Annotated in this window: 18 protein-coding genes; 8 read left to right on the top strand and 10 right to left on the bottom strand. The window is 71.7% G+C overall.

The window, feature by feature from the left end; genetic code table 11:
- Positions 1–78: 78 nt before the first annotated feature.
- Both J1792_RS16590 and J1792_RS16595 read right to left on the bottom strand, forming a co-directional pair.
- Positions 79–933, bottom strand: coding sequence for an arylamine N-acetyltransferase family protein (locus J1792_RS16590; RefSeq protein WP_086566274.1), 855 nt, complete (start codon positions 931–933; stop codon positions 79–81).
- Positions 934–1,096: 163 nt separating this feature from the next.
- The gene (locus tag J1792_RS16595) at positions 1,097–1,894 is read right to left on the bottom strand and encodes a LysR family substrate-binding domain-containing protein (RefSeq protein ID WP_086566275.1); all 798 of its coding nucleotides are present in this window, start codon (positions 1,892–1,894) and stop codon (positions 1,097–1,099) included.
- 59 nt (positions 1,895–1,953) lie between these two features.
- Between J1792_RS16595 and J1792_RS16600 the strand changes: the two genes are divergently transcribed.
- Positions 1,954–2,349, top strand: a complete 396-nt coding sequence (locus tag J1792_RS16600) for a DUF5997 family protein (protein ID WP_086566276.1) — start codon at positions 1,954–1,956, stop codon at positions 2,347–2,349.
- A gap of 96 nt (positions 2,350–2,445) precedes the next feature.
- On the opposite strand, the gene J1792_RS16605 is transcribed toward J1792_RS16600, so the two are convergent.
- Entirely contained in the window at positions 2,446–2,844 is a 399-nt protein-coding gene (locus tag J1792_RS16605; protein WP_207247585.1) for a helix-turn-helix domain-containing protein, read from the bottom strand.
- A gap of 447 nt (positions 2,845–3,291) precedes the next feature.
- Between J1792_RS16605 and J1792_RS16610 the strand changes: the two genes are divergently transcribed.
- A complete protein-coding gene (locus tag J1792_RS16610; protein ID WP_207247586.1) occupies positions 3,292–3,645 on the top strand; it encodes a hypothetical protein in 354 nt (117 codons plus the stop codon).
- Between the two features lie 68 nt (positions 3,646–3,713).
- Here J1792_RS16610 and yczE read toward each other — a convergent pair whose 3' ends face one another.
- Positions 3,714–4,367, bottom strand: coding sequence for a membrane protein YczE (gene yczE, locus J1792_RS16615; protein WP_307843012.1), 654 nt, complete (start codon positions 4,365–4,367; stop codon positions 3,714–3,716).
- Positions 4,368–4,519: 152 nt separating this feature from the next.
- Here yczE and yczR point away from each other — a divergent pair, with 152 nt between their 5' ends.
- Together yczR and J1792_RS16625 are read left to right on the top strand one after the other, a co-directional pair.
- Positions 4,520–6,034 (top strand): MocR-like transcription factor YczR, encoded by a 1,515-nt coding sequence (yczR, locus tag J1792_RS16620; protein WP_307843013.1) that lies wholly within the window; start codon positions 4,520–4,522, stop codon positions 6,032–6,034.
- 94 nt (positions 6,035–6,128) lie between these two features.
- On the top strand, positions 6,129–7,214 hold the full coding sequence (locus J1792_RS16625) for a polyprenyl synthetase family protein (RefSeq protein WP_086574173.1): 1,086 nt from the start codon (positions 6,129–6,131) through the stop codon (positions 7,212–7,214).
- Between the two features lie 238 nt (positions 7,215–7,452).
- Here the strand turns inward: J1792_RS16625 and J1792_RS16630 are convergent, their stop codons facing one another.
- The 3 genes from J1792_RS16630 to J1792_RS16640 form a co-directional block, all read right to left on the bottom strand.
- On the bottom strand, positions 7,453–7,869 hold the full coding sequence (locus tag J1792_RS16630) for a hypothetical protein (RefSeq protein WP_086574165.1): 417 nt from the start codon (positions 7,867–7,869) through the stop codon (positions 7,453–7,455).
- A 210-nt stretch (positions 7,870–8,079) separates the two neighbouring features.
- Positions 8,080–8,295: a ferredoxin gene (locus J1792_RS16635; protein ID WP_207247587.1), complete on the bottom strand. Its 216-nt coding sequence runs from the start codon at positions 8,293–8,295 to the stop codon at positions 8,080–8,082.
- Between the two features lie 2 nt (positions 8,296–8,297).
- A complete protein-coding gene (locus J1792_RS16640) occupies positions 8,298–9,488 on the bottom strand; it encodes a cytochrome P450 (protein WP_086574161.1) in 1,191 nt (396 codons plus the stop codon).
- A 174-nt stretch (positions 9,489–9,662) separates the two neighbouring features.
- Between J1792_RS16640 and J1792_RS16645 the strand changes: the two genes are divergently transcribed.
- Positions 9,663–10,235 (top strand): TetR/AcrR family transcriptional regulator, encoded by a 573-nt coding sequence (locus tag J1792_RS16645; RefSeq protein WP_086574158.1) that lies wholly within the window; start codon positions 9,663–9,665, stop codon positions 10,233–10,235.
- 2 nt (positions 10,236–10,237) lie between these two features.
- Here J1792_RS16645 and J1792_RS16650 read toward each other — a convergent pair whose 3' ends face one another.
- Entirely contained in the window at positions 10,238–11,464 is a 1,227-nt protein-coding gene (locus J1792_RS16650) for a beta-ketoacyl-[acyl-carrier-protein] synthase family protein (RefSeq protein ID WP_207247588.1), read from the bottom strand.
- Between the two features lie 233 nt (positions 11,465–11,697).
- On the opposite strand from J1792_RS16650, the gene J1792_RS35070 reads away from it, so the two are divergent.
- Positions 11,698–12,051: a hypothetical protein gene (locus tag J1792_RS35070; RefSeq protein ID WP_086575343.1), complete on the top strand. Its 354-nt coding sequence runs from the start codon at positions 11,698–11,700 to the stop codon at positions 12,049–12,051.
- A 144-nt stretch (positions 12,052–12,195) separates the two neighbouring features.
- On the opposite strand, the gene J1792_RS16660 is transcribed toward J1792_RS35070, so the two are convergent.
- Both J1792_RS16660 and J1792_RS16665 read right to left on the bottom strand, forming a co-directional pair.
- Positions 12,196–13,080 (bottom strand): zinc metalloprotease, encoded by an 885-nt coding sequence (locus J1792_RS16660; protein WP_242645940.1) that lies wholly within the window; start codon positions 13,078–13,080, stop codon positions 12,196–12,198.
- 237 nt (positions 13,081–13,317) lie between these two features.
- Positions 13,318–14,016 (bottom strand): hypothetical protein, encoded by a 699-nt coding sequence (locus tag J1792_RS16665; RefSeq protein WP_143587918.1) that lies wholly within the window; start codon positions 14,014–14,016, stop codon positions 13,318–13,320.
- A 177-nt stretch (positions 14,017–14,193) separates the two neighbouring features.
- Between J1792_RS16665 and J1792_RS16670 the strand changes: the two genes are divergently transcribed.
- Together J1792_RS16670 and J1792_RS16675 are read left to right on the top strand one after the other, a co-directional pair.
- On the top strand, positions 14,194–15,600 hold the full coding sequence (locus J1792_RS16670; RefSeq protein WP_207247589.1) for an ATP-binding protein: 1,407 nt from the start codon (positions 14,194–14,196) through the stop codon (positions 15,598–15,600).
- Complete coding sequence (locus tag J1792_RS16675; protein ID WP_086573085.1) at positions 15,597–16,733, top strand: tetratricopeptide repeat protein; 1,137 nt, start codon at positions 15,597–15,599, stop codon at positions 16,731–16,733. The genes J1792_RS16670 and J1792_RS16675 overlap by 4 nt, the downstream gene beginning before the upstream one ends.
- Positions 16,734–16,738 lie beyond the last annotated feature (5 nt).

The following is a 16,738-nucleotide window of genomic DNA, read 5'->3' on the forward strand; positions in this document are numbered from 1 at the left end:
TCTGCGTGCCCCCTGGTGGCATGAACGACTGGCATTAGCAGAGTAAATATGCGGACACATGCCCGCAACGCGAGTGGATCACGAGGGTGAGACGAGCCCCTCCCCGATCCGCGCGAGGTCCTCGGCGCTCACGACGATGCCGAAGTCCTCCTCCAGCACCCGCCCGAGCTCGGCCGGCCCGATCTTCCGCTCGGTGGACGAGCCGTCGGGGCCGAAGGTGGTCCAGGTCGTCATGTCGAGCCGGTGGTGGTGCGTGGCGCTGAACCGCTGGGCGAACAGGCGCGCCGAGAACGGGGACCGCGGGTGGGTGGCGACGAAGTGGCTGCCCACCACGAAGTCGATCGTGTACTGGGGGTTCAGCGTGAAGGTGTGCCGGTGCCGCCAGCCGTCCGCGCCGTACTGGTACAGCCACCAGTCGTCGATGCCGAACGGTCCCTCGCGCCGCTCCAGCCGGAACCTCCAGCCGTCGAAGTCGGCCTCGGCGCCGTCCGCGAGCTCGACCGGCTCCAGCGGCCCGCAGCCGAACCCGACGTCGCACAGCCACAGCCGCTCGTCGTCGGCGGCGGTCACGGCCAGCAGCGCGTGCGTGGCGGGCAGGATCTTCTCCTCGCCGAGCGTCACCCGCCCGTTCATCGCGGTGAACTCGAAGCCCAGCCGCTGCAGGACCGCGGCGAACAGAACGACGTGCTCGAAGCAGTAGCCGCCGCGGCGCCCGCGCACCAGCTTGTCCTGGACGGACGGGATGTCCAGCAGGATGGGGATGTCGAGGACGGCGTTGATGTTCTCGAACGGTATCGAGGTGACATGCGCGCGGTGCAGCGCGCGCAGCACCTCCAGCGTCGGCGCCCGCTCTCCCCGGTACCCGATGCGGTCCAGGTAGGCGTCGAGATCCAACAGGTCGCCGTTCCAGTCGTGCGTACGGCCCGTGTGCATGGTGTTTCCCCCGCTTGTCGATCGTTTCACCACGACCGTAGGCGACGGGCCGTACACGCACCTCTGCCCCGAGTCGGTACTCGCCTCGGCCCTTGGACCTAGGCTCGCAGGTCACAGCGGTGGGGCGGCCGGGCCACGACCGACCGTGAGGCGTACGACCGGGCTACGGACGCCGGCGGGGCTTGCCGCGCTTGGCGCCCTTGGGGCCGCCGCCGGAACCGCCGCGCGCGCCCTTGCCGCCGCCCGCCTTGCCGGCTCCCTTGCCGGCCGTCCTGCCCGCCGCGGACTTGTCTCCCGCGGGCTTGCGGTCGGGGCGCTTGCTCTTCGGCTGCGCGGGGGCCTGGGCGGAGGAACGGCCCCGGGTGCTGTTGACGGTCCGCCCGCGGACGATCCCGATGAAGTCCTCCACCAGGTCGGTGGTCTTCTCCTCGGGCCAGGACAGGGCGACGCTCGACTGCGGAGTGTCCGTGATCGGCCGGTACGTGAGGTCCTTGCGGTGGTGCAGGCGGGCGAGCGACTGCGGCACGACGAGCAGGCCCACCCCCGCCGCCACCAGCTCGATGGCGTCCGCCGTCGTGGCGGGGCGCTCGATGGCGGGCCGGCCCGGCGGGTGCTCCCAGTCGAGGGTGTCGTCGAGCGGGTGGAAGACGACGTCGTCGGCCAGATCCGCCGCGGACACCTCCTCGACCGCCATGAAGAGGTGATCCTTCGGGATCACGACCACGGTCGTCTCGGTGTAGAGGGGGATCGCGCTGAGAACCGTCCGGTCCACCGGCAGCCGTACGAGACCCGCGTCGGCACCGCCGTCGCGCAGCAGGTCACCCGCCGCGGCGGCCGGCACCGAGACGAGGTCCAGCGGGATGTCGGGCAGCCGCTCGTTCCAGATCCGCACCCACTTCGTGGGCATCACTCCCGGGACGTAGGCGAGCCGGAACGAAGGGTGTGTTTCCGAGCCTGTCACCCGCCCAGATTACCGGTCGTGGTCAGAGGTAGCGCACATGCTCGAATACCCTTGACCCCATGACGTCGCACAAGACCACCCAGACGATGAAGCCCGCGACCGCGGCGAAGAAGCTGGGTGTGTACCTCCAAGCCACCCCCGCCGAGTTCCAGGAGGGGGTCCTCTCGCGCGACGAGCTCAACGCGCTGCAGGCCGATCCGCCCGAGTGGCTGCAGGAGCTGCGACGCAACGGCCCCCACCCCCGGCCCGTGGTCGCGGCGAAGCTGGGGGTCTCCATCGCCGGCCTCGCCCGCGGCGGTGTCACGGACGCCCTCACCACGGAGCAGATCGACGCGCTGAAGCAGGAGATGCCCGAGTGGCTGCGCCGGGAGCGCGCCACCCAGGCCGAGGTCCGCAAGGAAGCGGCGCGCATCAAGGAGAAGAAGGACGCGGAGCAGGCCGACCAGGCCTCCTGAAGCCGGTCGAACACGCCGGGTCACCGGCCGGCGCGCCCGGCCGGCGGCCCGTAGCCGGCGCCTAGGCGTCCCGGCTGGGGTACGGCTTCACCCTCGTCACGTTGTCGCTTCCCGTGCACGCCTCCAGCTCGCGGTAGGCGACGCAGACAGGACGCGCTTACGGGCACGCCGGTGAGCGGCAGCGGGGGAGCGGGGCGGTTCCGCCGCCCCCGCCCGGGCTTCGACGATCCGTTCCCGGGCCCGTAGCCACTCGGCCTCCTGCTGGCCGCTTCCGCACGCCCGCACGAAGGCGGTCAGCACGTCCGGACGCGGCATGGTCCTCCCGCTGAGGACGTCGGCGAGAGTGCTGCGCGGCAGCACGTCACCACGCTCCGCCGCCCGCTCCTCCAACTGCCGGTACGTCAGCCCCGAGCGTCTCTTGAGATGCCGCATGGCGGCGACGAACCCCTCGGCATCGGCAGCATGGTGAGGCTCCGGCTCCGCTGGCTCTCCCATGGCCACATCGTCACCCCGCCGGATCCCCGCCACCATCCCCCTACGTGCTCACAGAAGCCCGGCGCCGGCCCGGAACGGCCCGCTCATCCCTCGCACGTCACGCCAGGCCATCCGGTGACCGGCGCTCACAGGCGGCCCGGGCGCTGAATCGCACCACGGCACGCCCCTGTGCGCGCCTCCTGTTTTCGGCCAGTCCGCGCGCACACTTCAAGCTCCGGTGAGGGCGCCGCCGGAGCACGACAGTGGCGGAACATCCCGCTCCCAGCGCCCGACTCTCGCGAAAGCGCTTTCACCCGCCCAGCGCGCCCCCAGCCCGCGAGGACCTCCCCTCGTGCCGACGCACAAGGCCCTCCGGGTCGTGGAGCCCGCGTGGCGAACTCCTTCGGTCACACACCCCCGGTTCGCCCGCCCGCCCTCAGCGGGGACGGGCCGAGAGGAGAACCCGTCATGCACGCGATCCCCCTGCGCCGTGGCCTGGCCTGGCTGGCCGCCGTGTCGCTCATGTCCCTCGGCGTGGTCAGCCTGACGGCCACCAGCGCCGACGGCGGCAGCATCCACGGCGGCGACGGCGCCGACGAACTGACCGTCACCACCTGCAACGCCAGCACGGTCGCCGGCGAGGACGGCAACGACACCATCGACGTCACCGACGCCAACGCCTGCGTGGTCTCCGGCGGGGCCGGCAACGACAACATCCACGAAGGCGCCGAAGCCACCGGCACCGTGGACGGCGGCCCGGGCAACGACATGTGCCAGGAGGACATCCCCTTCCTCGGCACCGAGAGCAACTGCGAAAGCTGATCCCTCCGTCCAGGGCCCGGTGGCTTCTTCTCCGTCTCACGGCGGGGCGGGCCACCGGGCCCCTTTGCCTACCGTCCGCCGGGCCCCTCGACGGCGGTGCTCCGGTAGGCGAACCGAGGGAGGAAGGCCTGGGTGACCGGGCCGACCGCGGCCGCGTACAGCACCGTTCCGACGCCCACCGTCCCCCCGAGCAGCCAGCCGATGGTGAGCACGGTGATCTCGATCAGCGTACGGACGAACCGGATGGAGCGGCCGGTACCGGCGGCCGCACCCGTCATCAGCCCGTCGCGGGGCCCGGGGCCGAGGCGGGCGCCGATGTAGACGGCGCCGGCCAGCCCGTTGAGGAGGACACCGCCGACGAGGAGGCCCACCCGCGCGGGCAGGTCCAGGTGCGCGGGAACGAGCGCAAGCCCGAGATCCGACGAGCACGACAGGACGACGACGTTGGCGACGGTGCCGAACCGGGGCCGTTGCCGGAGCGGAATCCAGAGCAGGAGCACCGCGGCACCGAAGGCGGCGTTGACCGTGCCGAAGCTCAGGGACGTGTACCGCGTCACCCCCTCGTACAGCACGCTCCAGGGACTGACGCCCAGCGCGGCCCGGATCATGACCGCGAGGCTGAACCCGTAGAGGGCGAGACCGGCGAACAACTGGGGTACGCGCCGGAGCGGATGCTCGCCGAGGGGGAGGTAGGAGAGGGGCGGCGGGGACGGGCGCCCCACGGGCGGGGACGTAGGCCGTCTCCCCGGGAAGTGCCGCCGCCGGCGCTCGTCATCAACTGTGATCTTCTGCTGCATTCCGACCCGTCTCTGTGCGCTGATCCGCCCTCACGGGCCAATGGCGGCGAGTCTGTACAGTGATTGGCCTGGAAAACATGGCCAATCTCGGGAAAGTGGTGGGAATGGACGCGGTGGACCCGCTGCGGCGCGGGGACAGGACCGGCCGCTCCGACCGGACGCTGGGGAGCCGGCAACTGGCCGCCATGCTGCCCGACCCGACGGGCATGAGGCCGGCCTTCCGCCACCTGGCCCGCCAGATCGGCGATCTGATCCTCGACGGACGCATCGCACTGCACGTACGCCTCCCCGCCGAGCGGGAACTGGCGGCCGCCCTGAACACCAGCAGGGCCACCGTCACCGCCGTGTACGACCTGCTGCGCGAGAACGGCTACGCCTACAGCCGCCAGGGCTCCGGCACCTGGACGGCCATGCCGGAAGGCCGCACACCCCGTCGCATCGCGCGGTTCCTCGAAACCCCCGACGCCGCCATCGACCTGGCCAGGGCCGCCCCCGGCCTGCCGGAGCACGTACTCGCCGACGCGCTCGTCCACATCGCCCCCCACCTGGCCCGGCACGCGGACACCCCCGGCTATCACCCCTACGGCCTCCCGGACCTGCGGGCCGCCATCGCCGAACGCTTCACCCGGCGGGGCCTGGCCACCGTGCCCGAACAGATCCTGGTGACCGCCGGCGCCCAGCACGCGCTCACGCTGACCGTGGGACTGCTGTGCGGACCGGGTGACCGGGTCATGGCCGAGAACCCCTCGTACCCCAACGCCCTGGAGGCGCTGCGCCGCGCCCGGCTCCGCCCCGTGTCCGTCCCGGTGACCGACACCGGCTGGGACATCGAGGTCGTCGAGTCGACGCTGAGCCAGGTCGTCCCCCAACTGGCCTACCTGATACCCGACTTCCACAACCCGACCGGCTGCCTCATGCCCGGCCACGACCGCGAGCGCGTCCTGCGCGCCGCCGAACGCACCGGCACCTGGCTGGTCATCGACGAGACGCTGACCGACCTCGCCCTCGACGTGCCCGCCCCGCAGCCCTTCGCCTCCCACGCCGGGCCCGGCGGCAACGGCCAGATCGTCACGATCGGCTCGATGAGCAAGACCCACTGGGCCGGCCTGCGCATCGGCTGGCTGCGTGCCCCTTCGCAGGTGGTGACCGAGCTCGCCGGCCAGCGCATGGCCAACGACATGGGCGGCTCGGTGGTCGACCAGCTGCTGGCCCTGCACCTGCTGACCCGGGCCGAGGAGCTGCTGCCCACCCGCCTGGAACAGCTGCGCACGCGGCGGGCCGCCCTGAGCGAAGCCCTGGCCGAGCACATGCCGCGGTGGACCTGGCGCACGCCGGCCGGCGGGCTGTCCCTGTGGGTCGACCTCGGCGAACCCATCGCCTCGCCGCTGGCCGAGCAGGCGCGGGAGTGCGGGGTGCGCATCGAGGGCGGCGGCTACTTCGGCGCCTACCCCGGCATCTTCGAACAGCGCATGCGCATCCCCTACACCGCCACCCCCGACGCCCTGCGCGAGGCCGTGCAGCGCATGGCCGCCGCGCTCGCCGACGGCCTGCCGCCCGCACCCGCCGCCCGGCGACCGCGCTGGATCGCCTGAGAGCGACCTGTCGCCGCACCCCGGCCATAGGGGCCGTTGGGTGTGGGGGAGGGGCGGGTCCGCGGTCTCGCGCAGCTGCCGGAGAATGGTCGTCATGAACGACAAGGCCCTGGCCACCGCCGCCATCGAACGCGTCGCCGGACACCGGCGCCGGTTCGACGCCCGTTTCGAGGCGTACTTCGACGCGCTGGCGGACGACCTCGGCGCTCCACCGTTCAGCCGCTTCACCCCCCGCTGCCTGGAACTCCTGCGGGACCTCTCCCTGCGGGGCGGGAAGCGGCTGCGGGTCGCGCTGATGTACGAGGCGGCCCGGCTGGTGACGACGGAGGACGTCCCCGGGCTGGAGGAAGCCGCGCTGAGCCTCGAACTGCTCCAGACGCACGGGCTCGTCCACGACGACATCATCGACGACGCGCCCGTGCGGCGCGGCGGGGCGTCGACGTACTACGCCTACCTCCAGGAGTTCCCGGACCGTGACCGGACGGCCCTCGGCCTCGCCGTGCTGGCCGGGGACCTCGCCGCCTTCCTGTCCCTGCGGGTGCTGCTGGAGGCGAAGGCCCCCGCCGAGCTGCGGCAGGCTCTGCTCGAGGTGCAGACACGGGCCGCGACGGACACGGTCGTCGGTCAGGTCGTCGACCTGGAACGCGACTTCGAACCCCTGCCCGGCGAGGATCTGCTGCACACGGTCACCGAATACAAGAGCACGCGGTACTCGATCCTCGCGCCCCTGCGCCTGGGGCTGCTGGCCGCCGGCGAGGACCTGGCCCGCCACGACGAGCCGTTGCGCCGGTACGCGATACCGGTCGGCGTTCTCGGGCAGATGCGCGACGACTACCTCGACCTCTTCGGCGACGAGAGCGTCGTCGGCAAGCCGTCGGGCTCCGACATCCGCGCCGGCCGCCGCAGCTACGCCGTGAGCGCGGTCCTGGCCGCGACCACCGGGCCGGAACGGGCCGTGGTGGAGCGCGCCCTGGGCGACCCCGACTGCGCGCCGGAGACCGTCGACCGGATCCGGGACATCGCCCGCCGGCGGGGCGTCGAGGACAGGCTGCGCTCGGCCATGCGCCACCACGCCGAAGCGGCCTCGGCCGCGGCGGCCGAATGGCGGCCGTTCTGGCGCGAGGAGGCCGTGGCCTTCTTCGAACACCTGCCCCTGTGGGGCATGGAACGGACGCTCTGACCGGCGCGCCCCGACGGCCCGACGGATATTCTCCGCAAGCCGGAAAATCCCCTCCGAGGATCAGGGGATCACGGGTCCAGGGTGCGGTTTTTCCGTTTTCGCATCCCCGCAGGGAGTGTGAAAAGGGCGACCACCGGTCTCGGTAGTCGCCCCTGCGGCGTCGTGCGCGGGCCCCTGAGTTCAGGGCCCTGTGGTCAGGGCCCTGCGTTCCGAGGGCCCCGCGGGATTGCCCAGGCCCTTACGCGATGCCGTCCGTGGCCGGCTTGCCCGCCTTGGCGCGGCGCTTGCGGCCCTGCTGCGGAACGGCCTGCGCCTCGCGCGCGACGGCGATGAAGGGCGCGAGCGCCTCGAAGTACTTCTCCAGGGATTCCTTGCCGAGATCGACTTCCCGCCGCTCGTGGGTCAGGCAGGGACGGGTGGCGATCTGCTGGCTGCCGTCCTCGAGCTCCTCCCCGGTCTCGTACTCCTCGGTGCTCATTACCGGCACCAGAATCTCGACGGTGAACACACCGTCGGTGACTTCGGGATTCAGGTCATCATGGCGCATTTTCCGCCAATACGTTGTGATTTCCTGCTCGCCCAGTGGAACGAGAACCGGCTCTACGCCCGGCTCGTCCTTTACCGATTCGTCAACCTGCTCAAACTTGACAGCCATTGGACGTATTCCTTTCGTGATGGCGAGTCAAACGATATAAGAAACACGCCTGTTGAGCCAATTCGCACAACGACACGACTCAATGGGGTGACGAGCATTCGCGAGAGGCCCCGGAGGGCCCCGGGCGCGGCGCGCGGAGCCGGTGCCGGGGGCCCTGCGGAACGGATGAACCGATGAACCGGAAGGCCGCCACACCCTTCCGCTCACGGGTCAGTCGCGGGGGCCGAGCACCCGCCCGTCCTCGGTCACGGTGACGGCCCCCGCCGGGCAGGAGTCGGCGGCGTCGAGCAGCGCCTCATCCGGAGCGGTCTCCTCGGACAGCGGGCGGGACCGTTCGCCGTCGAGCGCGAACGCCGAGGGAGCCAGGGCCGTACAGATTCCCGAGCCCATGCACCGCGAACGGTCCACCGCCACACGCCAGGCCACGCTCACCACCCCACCGGCATCGAACGCGGCCCGCGGACCAGCATCTCGGTCTTCCACACGATGTCACCGGCCACATGGATGCCCGGCATCCGCAGCACCAGCGCCCGGAGCGCCTCCTGGAGCTCCAGCCGGGCCAGCGGCGCCCCCAGGCAGTGGTGGACGCCGTGCCCGAAGCCCACGTGCTGGTTGCCCTCCCGCCCGAGGTCGAGCGTGTCGGGCGCGGGAAAACGCAGGGCGTCGCGGTTGGCGGCCCCCACGGACACCAGGACCGGCTCGCCCGAGCGCACCAGGGTGCCGCCCACCTCGACGTCCTGCGTGGCGTAGCGGGCCATGCTCGCCGCCATGCCCAACGGCACGAAGCGCAGCAGTTCCTCGACCGCGCCGGGGATCAGGTCCGGACGGTCGTGGAGCCGCGCGACCTCGCCGGGGTGGTCGAGGAGGATGTGCACGAAGTTGGGGACCTGCGTGGCCGTGGTCTCGTGGCCGGCGACCAGGACCGCCACGCACAGGTCGATCAGCTCCCGCTCGGACAGCCGGTCGTCCTTGTCACGGGCCCCGATCAGGTCCGTCATCAGGTCGTCGGCGGGCCGGGCCCGGTGGTCGGCGATCAGCTCCGCCATGTACGCGCGCAGCTCCTCGCGGCTGGCGTCCGACTCCTCGGCGGTGAGGGAGCTGGTGGACAGCGCGTCGTCGCTCCACTTGCGGAAGAGCGGCCGGTCGGCCTCGGGCACTCCGAGCAGACGGCAGATCACGGCGACGGGGATCGGCAGGGCGTAGGCCTCGACGAGGTCGGCCGGCGGTCCCGCCGCCACCATGTCGTCCAGCAGGCTCTCGGCCAGGGCGCGCACCTCCGGCCGCAGCCGCTCCACGCGCGGCACGGTGAACGCCTTGGTCACCAGGGTGCGCAGCCGGGTGTGGTCGGGCGGGTCCATGGAGAGGATGCCGCCGTCGGCCCGCCCGGGCGACTGGCGGGGCTCGTCGTGACCTGCGGCGTCGGCGCGGCTGAACCGCCGGTCGCCCAGGACCAGCTTCGCGTCCGCGTAGCGGGTGACGAGCCAGGCCGGTTCGCCGTAGGGCAGCCTCACGCGCGTCAGCCCCTCGCTGCGGCGCGCCGCGTCGTACTTCCCGGACAGGGCCAGTCCGGCGGCTTCGTTGAAGGGATAGTCGGTGGGCTCGCTGGGGGAGGTGGACATCCGGACCTCTGCTCCCTTCGCCGGGGCGGCGGGAACCCGCGCCCTGAGCGGTCGAGTGATGTAAGCAGCTGCTTACATCGACCGTAGGACCGGGTAGGAAGGACGTCAACGGGGCCTGTCCACACGGAGATCGGCCACCTTGACACGATGGGCCGGTCCGGTGAGGAGTAAGGGATGACCACAGAGAAGCCGGTACGCCGGCGGGACGCCGAGGCGACCCGCCGGTCCCTGATCGACGCGGCGGCCGAGCTGTTCGCCGAACGCGGCTACGACCGGACGACCGTCCGCGCGATAGCGGCCCGCGCGGGCGTCAACCAGACCCTGCTCTTCCGCTACTTCGGCTCGAAGACCGCCCTCTTCGGCGAGGTCGTGGCGCGCAACGGCCACAAACAGCTGCGGGACACCCCGGCCGAGCGGCTGCTGGAGACCGCCCTGCGGGGATTGCTCGAACCCGCCGGCGGAGCGTCGGCCGACCGTACCCTCGAGGTCTTCCTGCGCTCCGTCGGCGGCGACGACGAGGCGGCACGGACGAACCGGCGCCTGACCGAGGAGTACTCCCAGGTGCTGGCCGGCCTCACCCGCGCCGACGACGCCGATCTGCGCGCCGCCCTCGTCGTCGCCTGGCTGCTCGGCATCGGTCTCACCCGCGTCGTGGTGCGCCAGGAACCACTGGCCGGCGCGGACCCGGAGGACGTGTGCCGGCTGATGCTGGACGCGGCCCGCACCCTCCTGGAGCGCCTGCCGTGACGTCAGCCCTCGCGGGTGACGACCAGGCCGGCGTTGTGACCGCCGAAGCCGAAGGAGTTGACCAGCCCGGCCGACCAGTTCCCGGCGCGGCTCCCGCCACGGACCACGTCCAGGTCGATTCCCGGACCGGGCCGGTCGAGGTTGCGGATCGGCGGCAGCATCCCGTCCCGCAGGGTGAGCAGCGCGGCCACGGCCGCCACGGCGCCGGAGGCCCCCAGCATGTGGCCCGTCATCGACTTCGTCGCCGTGACCGCCGCGTGCCCGCCCACGGCCTGCGCGATCGCCTGGGCCTCGGCGAGGTCCCCCGGCTCGGTGGACGTGGCGTGCGCGTGGACGTTGTCGATGTCACCGGGCTCGAGGCCGGCGTCACGCAGCGCCGTCCGGATGGCGTGCACCTGGCCGTCCGCGTCCGAGGCCGTGATGTGGTGCGCGCTGGAGGAGACGGCGGCCCCGGCCAGCCGCCCGTACGCCCGCGCCGACCGGGCCCGGGCGAACCCTGCACGCTCGAGCACCACCACCCCGGCGCCCTCGGCCATGACGAAGCCGCTGCGCCCGGCGTCGAAGGGACGGGAGACCGCCCGCGGGTCGCCCTCGTCCGTGGAGAGGGCCTTCATCTGCGCGAACGCGGCGATACAGAACGGATGCAGGGACGCCTCGACGCCGCCCGCCACCACCACGTCGGCCCGTCCGGCCCGGATGAGGTCCAGGCCCATGGCGATGGCCTCCGCCCCCGAGGCGCAGGCGCTCACCGGGGTCCTCGCGCCACCCCGCGCACCGAGTTCCATGCTGACCCACGCGGCCGGGCCGTTGGGCATCAGCATCGGCACGGCGTACGGGGAGAGCCGGCGCGCCCCCGACCGCTCGTAGACGTCGTCCTGACCCAGCGTGGTGAGGATGCCGCCGGTCCCCGTACCGATGACGACGGCGAGCCGCTCCGGCTCCACCTCGGGCCGTCCCGCGTCCTGCCACGCCTCCCGCGAACCGATCATGGCCAGCTGCTCGCACCGGTCCCACTTACGGGCCTCCACGCGCCCCAGCAGCGACAACGGATCGACAGGAACCGTCCCCGCCACACGTACCGGCAGATCCGCCGGCCACTCCTCCCCGAGCCGCCCCACCCCGGACTCCCCGGCGAGCATCCCCTCCCACATCGCCTCGACCCCGGCGCCCAGCGGCGTGATCGCCCCCAGGCCGGTCACGAGCACCTCGCGGTCGTCGCCCATCCTCATTCTCCGCCCCTCCATGCCTGCTGCGTCAGTAGAAAGCCAACAAGTCCCGCGGTGACCCGCGGACCTGATCCGTACGGCATGAAGGTGACACTGCCAGCATGTTGGGGGCGGTCCTGTTCTGCCCAGCCCACCGAATCGGCGGCCGGAATCTGTAAGATCAATACAATTGATCTTGTGACTACGATGAGCGTCTCCCCCCTTGGTGGGCGAGACCTCGGAGGGATGGTGACAGCGTGAGAACCCGACACCTGGTCCTCGGTCTCTACGCCGACGAGGCCGCCCTGGAATGGGCCCGCAGCGTCATACGGTCCGCCGCGGCATCGCACCGCGCACGGGTGGTGCGATGGGAGGAACGCGGATTCCCGGAGCGGGACGCGTCGGTGGAAGACCTGTACGACCACCTGGCGGAACAGTGGTCATACGAGCACCCGGGCCAGGAACCGACGGGACACCGCCCGGTGGAGCTACGCCTGGGCCTCGCATGTTCCCTGCGACAGTGGCGATCGCTGCGCAAGACGGTGCCCCGCGAGCTGTGCCCGGAGGGCAGCGGGCCCCATATCTGCCGAGTGCCGTGGTCCCTCGGGTGATGTACGGGGGCGAACGCACGGTGCCGGAGTACGGTCGACATGTCCTGGGGCCCGGCTGGGCTCTCGAGCCGGGCCCCGATTCGTGCCTCCGCAGGGACATGGTTACGGGCGCGCTTCCCTCCTTGATGGCGACGTTTCGGCAGGTCAGGGGCCGCTGCCGTTGAACGACGAGCGGAAGGAGTCGAGGGTGGCGGCCATGCGGTCGACCTGGCCCCTGGTGAACATGACCATGCCCTTGTCGTCCGTGTAGTCCATGTAGTTGACGAACATGTCGCCGTCCGGCCCGTTCATGCATGTCACCGAGGGGAAGGTCGGGGTGCCGAAGTTGGGGCCGCCGGCGTTCGGGGTGTCGGCTACGAGGTCGCTGCCGCTGCAGCCGCCGTCGTCGTCGCCCCAGATGTGCCGCAGGTTGAGCCAGTGGCCCACCTCGTGGGTCGCGGTGCGCCCGAGGTTGAAGGGGGCCGCCGCGGTACCGGTCGTGCCGAAGAAACGGTGACCGATGACCACTCCGTCCGTTTCGGCGGGGCCGCCGGGGAACTGGGCGTAGCCGAGGATCTCGTTCGTCGGGTCCTGGGGGTCGAAGATCTGTGGGCAGACCCAGATGTTGAGGTACTTGTCGGCCGGCCAGGCGTCGTGGCCGCCGGTGGACGCGGATTTCACGTCGTCGGTCTGGGTGTTGAACTTCTTGGTCTGGGTCTGCGTGCGTGTAATGCCGTCGGTGGGCTGCCCGTCGGGGTCCTTCGTGGCGAGCTCGAACTCGACGCGGCTGTCGGCCACGCGCGGTTTCCATACCGGCGGCACCTGGCCGATGTCCGTGTTCTGCGCCCGGTAGTCCTTGTTCAGTACGTCGATCTGGCTGGTGATCTGGGCGTCACTGATGTTCTGCGAGGCGGTGTTGAAGACCACGTGTACGACGACCGGTATCCGCGTCGGGCCTTCGCGGTCGGTGGTCGCGGCGCCGGTCTCGTAGGCGAAGGCCATGTTCTCGATCTCGACGCGGGCCCTGGCGTATTCGGGGTTCTCGGCCATCAGCCGGTGGTGAACCGGCATCGTGCCGCAGCCCCGGCGTGTCGGAGTACTCACACTGCACCTCCGGGTTCGGCCGCGCGAAGCGGCTGTGACCGGTGAGGGAATTGATGCCGGTGAAGATCGGCATGCTGTGTGAAAGGCATGAGAAAGCCTTTCACTAAAAGGCTAATGCGCGTTGCGAACCGGGGCAAAAGATGCATGCGCATCGGAAGGCCCGGGCGTCGGCCGGGCCGGCCGTCACGGCTCCGAGCGGTGCGGAGCCCCGTACCCGCGGCGCTGCCGCAGCGCCATGTCCCGGTCCGTCCGCCGCCGCTGCCCGGCGTAGAACAGGGCCCCACCGGTCAGGGCGAAGAGGCCGCCCGTGCAGGCCGGGCCGACGGGGTCGAGGGTGCGGTCACCGGTGGCCTCCACCCATGGGTCGAGGCCGCCGAGCGGGTCGTTGAACAGGATCACATGTTGTTCCGGTTTGAACTGACCGTGGCAGTTCTGCTGCTCGGACACGTCCTGGGCCCGGCCCGTCGTGTCGACCACACGGCAGACGTCGAGCTTCGTCCCCTTGGCGTTGACCCGCTGCCCGGTGTCGGCGACCAGGGCGTCGACCCGCTCGCCGAACGTCTTGACGTAGGTTTCGTACAAGGTGGGTCCGCCGAAGAGCGCCAGCGCCAGCGTCGCGAAGGACGCCAGGGTCGCGGCGCCCGCCCGGTTCCACATGCCGCCCGCCACGATCGCCGCGGCCGCGGTCGCGCCCAGGGCGATGACGACCCCCGCCCACAGCCCGTAGGGGTACTGGGCGAGGAACCCGGCCGCCGTGGAGACCACCGGAATCAGCACGGCCCACAGGAGGGAGTTCAGCGTCCTGCGCGGCGCGGAGGCCGCGGCTTCGAGCGTGGCTTCGGCCGTGTTCCCGGATGCTCCGGGTATCCCGGACACTCCCACGCGGAATCTCCCTGCATCGGCTGACGTGCGGTTTCCGGTGCACACCCTAAAGCGTTTGGTGCGTCGTCACTTACAGACGGGCCGTCGCCACCCGCCTCGTACCATGCCGGCCCGGAGCGAGTGCCGGCCCCGAAGCCGCCCGCCGCGGGCCGTGGCCGCCGAACTATTCTTTGGCGCATGCCCGACGAGTCCCCCCTCCTCAAAAGCCTGCGCGCCGCCGTCGACGCCGCCCCCGACGACGTGCCCCTGCGGCTGCACTTCGCCGAACTCCTGCTCGGACAGGGGCGGCAACAGGAGGCCATCACCCAGCTCGCCGCGGCCCTGCAGCGCGAGCCGGGCAACGCCGAGGCGCAGGCCCTGATGGGGCGCGCCGTCGCACCCGCCGTCACGCCCCCGGCCACGCTCCCGCAACCTTCCGCGCCTCAGGACCCGGCGCAGGACTCCACCCCGGCACCCGCCCCGGCCTCCGCTCCGTCCCCCGCCCCCGGCGGCTCCGGCAGGTACGACTGGCAGCGCGCCGAGGACGAGCTGTCGGCCGTCGTCCCGCCCCGCTTCGTACGGTCGGTCACGGAAGAGACCACCGAAGCCCGGACGGAGCAGAGCACACAGAGCCCGCAGAGCCCAGCCGGCCCCTCGGGCCCGCAGAGCCCGCTCCCCGCCCAGGACCGCCCCACCGGTCCGTACGACGACGACACGTCCTCCCCCTGGGACGTCGAGAGCGGCACCCTCGCCCTGGCCGACGTCGGCGGCATGCACGAGGTCAAGGAGCGCCTGGAGGCCGCGTTCCTCGCCCCCATGCGCAATCCCGAGCTGCGCAGGCTGTACGGCAAGAGCCTGGGCGGCGGGCTGCTGATGTACGGGCCGCCCGGCTGTGGCAAGACGTACATCGCCCGCGCCGTGGCGGGCGAACTCGGCGCCCGCTTCATGTCCGTCAGCATCAGCGACGTCCTCGACATGTGGATGGGCAACTCCGAACGCAACCTCCGCCAGCTCTTCGAGACGGCCCGCCGCAACGCACCCTGCGTGCTGTTCCTCGACGAGCTCGACGCGCTGGGCGCCAAGCGCAGCCAGATACGGCACACCGGCATGCGCACGACCGTCAACCAGCTCCTCACCGAGCTCGACGGCGTGAGCGGTTCGGCCGACGACGGCGTCTTCGTCCTCGCCGCCACCAACCACCCCTGGGACGTGGACACCGCCCTGCGCCGCCCCGGCCGCCTGGACCGGATGCTGCTCGTGCTGCCGCCCGACCAGCCCGCGCGCGAGGCGATCCTGCGCCACCACCTCAAGGACCGCCCGGTCGCCGGCATCGACCTGGCCAAACTGGCCAAGCGGACCGACGGCTTCTCCGGCGCGGACCTCAAGCACCTGTGCGAGTCGGCCGCCGAGCGCGCGCTGATGGACTCCGTACGGACCGGCGAGGCCCGGATGATCGGCATGGCCGACTTCACGGCCGTGCTCGGCCAGGTGCGGCCCTCCACGGGCCCGTGGTTCGCCTCGGCCCGCAACGTCGCCCAGTTCGCCAACGAGGGCGGGGCGTACGACGAACTGCTGGTCTACCTCAAGAAGCGGAAGATGCTGTGAGCACGAACACGGGCACGGGCACCGGCACCGGCACGGAGCTGAAGGAACGCGCCGACGCCCTCATGGGCATCGGGCGGTACGAGCAGGCCGGAGAGCTCCTGGCCCGGTACCTGGTGGACGCGCCCGGGGACGCCTGGGCGTGGTCGCACCTCGCCCACTGCCGCTTCCGCGCCGGCGACCACGAGGGCGCCCTGAAGGCGGCGGACGAAGGCATCGCCGCCGACCCCGAGTGCTGGTACCCGTGGGAGCGGCGGGCCTTCCTGCTGCCGTTCCTCATGCGCGTCGACGAGGCGCTCGAGGCGGCCCGGGAGGCCGTCCGGGTCGGCCCCGAGGAGCCGTCCGCGCACAGCGTGCTCGCCAGATGCCTGCTCTTCACCGGCGACCATCAAGGCTGCTACGAGGCGCACCGCAAGGTGGTCGAGCTCAACCCCGAGAGCGCCACGGCGCACTTCAACCTCGCCCACCCCGCGGAGCTGATCGGCCGGCTCGACGTCCGGGAGCAGGCGCTCCGCAACGCCCTGCGCCTGGACCCGGACCACGCCGACGCGCGCGCCCAGCTCGCGGAGCTGCTGCGCGACGCGCAGCAGATGAAGCTGCCGGAACTGGCCGGTGAGTACAGCGCCGCGCTGGGCTCCGATCCGGACTCCCGTTACATCGAGCACCGGCTCAACCTGGTCGTTCTCGGTCTGTTGCGCCGCACCCGCTGGTTCGCCCTGGTCTGCCTCACCATCGCCGCCCTGACATCACGGGCCTTCCCGACGGGCGACGATCCCAGGGAGCTGCCCGTGCCGCTCGACACGCGGTTGTGGTCCCTGGTGCTGATGAGCGTCACCTGGGTCCTGGGGGCCTGGTTCTTCGCGTACCGCAAGCTTCCGCAGGGCGCGCGGAACACCGTGTGGTCGCTGCTGCGGCGCTACTGGCCCTCGCGGCTGCCCGTCGCGCAGGCGCTGTGGGGCACGCTGTGCGCGGTCGTGCTGGTGCTCGTCCCGTGGACGGACCGGGGGTACGAGCAGACGATCGCCCTCGTGGGCGCGGTACCGGTGGTGCTCGCGATGTGGTTCGGGAACTCCTGGCGACGGGTGGAGAAGGAACGCCGCGAGAAGCAGGACGGGAAGCAGAACGAGAAGAAGTAGGCCTC

The organism is Streptomyces triculaminicus (assembly GCF_017349075.1).
In the GTDB taxonomy this organism is placed as follows: domain Bacteria; phylum Actinomycetota; class Actinomycetes; order Streptomycetales; family Streptomycetaceae; genus Streptomyces; species Streptomyces triculaminicus.

Excerpts from the sequence above, each read along its gene's own strand:
- J1792_RS16590 (WP_086566274.1), bottom strand. The coding sequence starts at position 933 with ATGCACACGGGCCGTACGCACGACTGGAACGGCGACCTGTTGGATCTC.
- J1792_RS16600 (WP_086566276.1), top strand. The coding sequence starts at position 1,954 with ATGACGTCGCACAAGACCACCCAGACGATGAAGCCCGCGACCGCGGCG.
- J1792_RS16610 (WP_207247586.1), top strand. The coding sequence starts at position 3,292 with ATGCACGCGATCCCCCTGCGCCGTGGCCTGGCCTGGCTGGCCGCCGTG.
- J1792_RS16670 (WP_207247589.1), top strand. The coding sequence starts at position 14,194 with ATGCCCGACGAGTCCCCCCTCCTCAAAAGCCTGCGCGCCGCCGTCGAC.
- J1792_RS16625 (WP_086574173.1), top strand. The coding sequence starts at position 6,129 with ATGAACGACAAGGCCCTGGCCACCGCCGCCATCGAACGCGTCGCCGGA.
- J1792_RS16630 (WP_086574165.1), bottom strand. The coding sequence starts at position 7,869 with ATGGCTGTCAAGTTTGAGCAGGTTGACGAATCGGTAAAGGACGAGCCG.
- J1792_RS16605 (WP_207247585.1), bottom strand. The coding sequence starts at position 2,844 with ATGGGAGAGCCAGCGGAGCCGGAGCCTCACCATGCTGCCGATGCCGAG.
- J1792_RS16640 (WP_086574161.1), bottom strand. The coding sequence starts at position 9,488 with ATGTCCACCTCCCCCAGCGAGCCCACCGACTATCCCTTCAACGAAGCC.
- J1792_RS16660 (WP_242645940.1), bottom strand. The coding sequence starts at position 13,080 with ATGGCCGAGAACCCCGAATACGCCAGGGCCCGCGTCGAGATCGAGAAC.
- J1792_RS16645 (WP_086574158.1), top strand. The coding sequence starts at position 9,663 with ATGACCACAGAGAAGCCGGTACGCCGGCGGGACGCCGAGGCGACCCGC.
- J1792_RS16650 (WP_207247588.1), bottom strand. The coding sequence starts at position 11,464 with ATGAGGATGGGCGACGACCGCGAGGTGCTCGTGACCGGCCTGGGGGCG.
- yczR (WP_307843013.1), top strand. The coding sequence starts at position 4,520 with ATGGCCAATCTCGGGAAAGTGGTGGGAATGGACGCGGTGGACCCGCTG.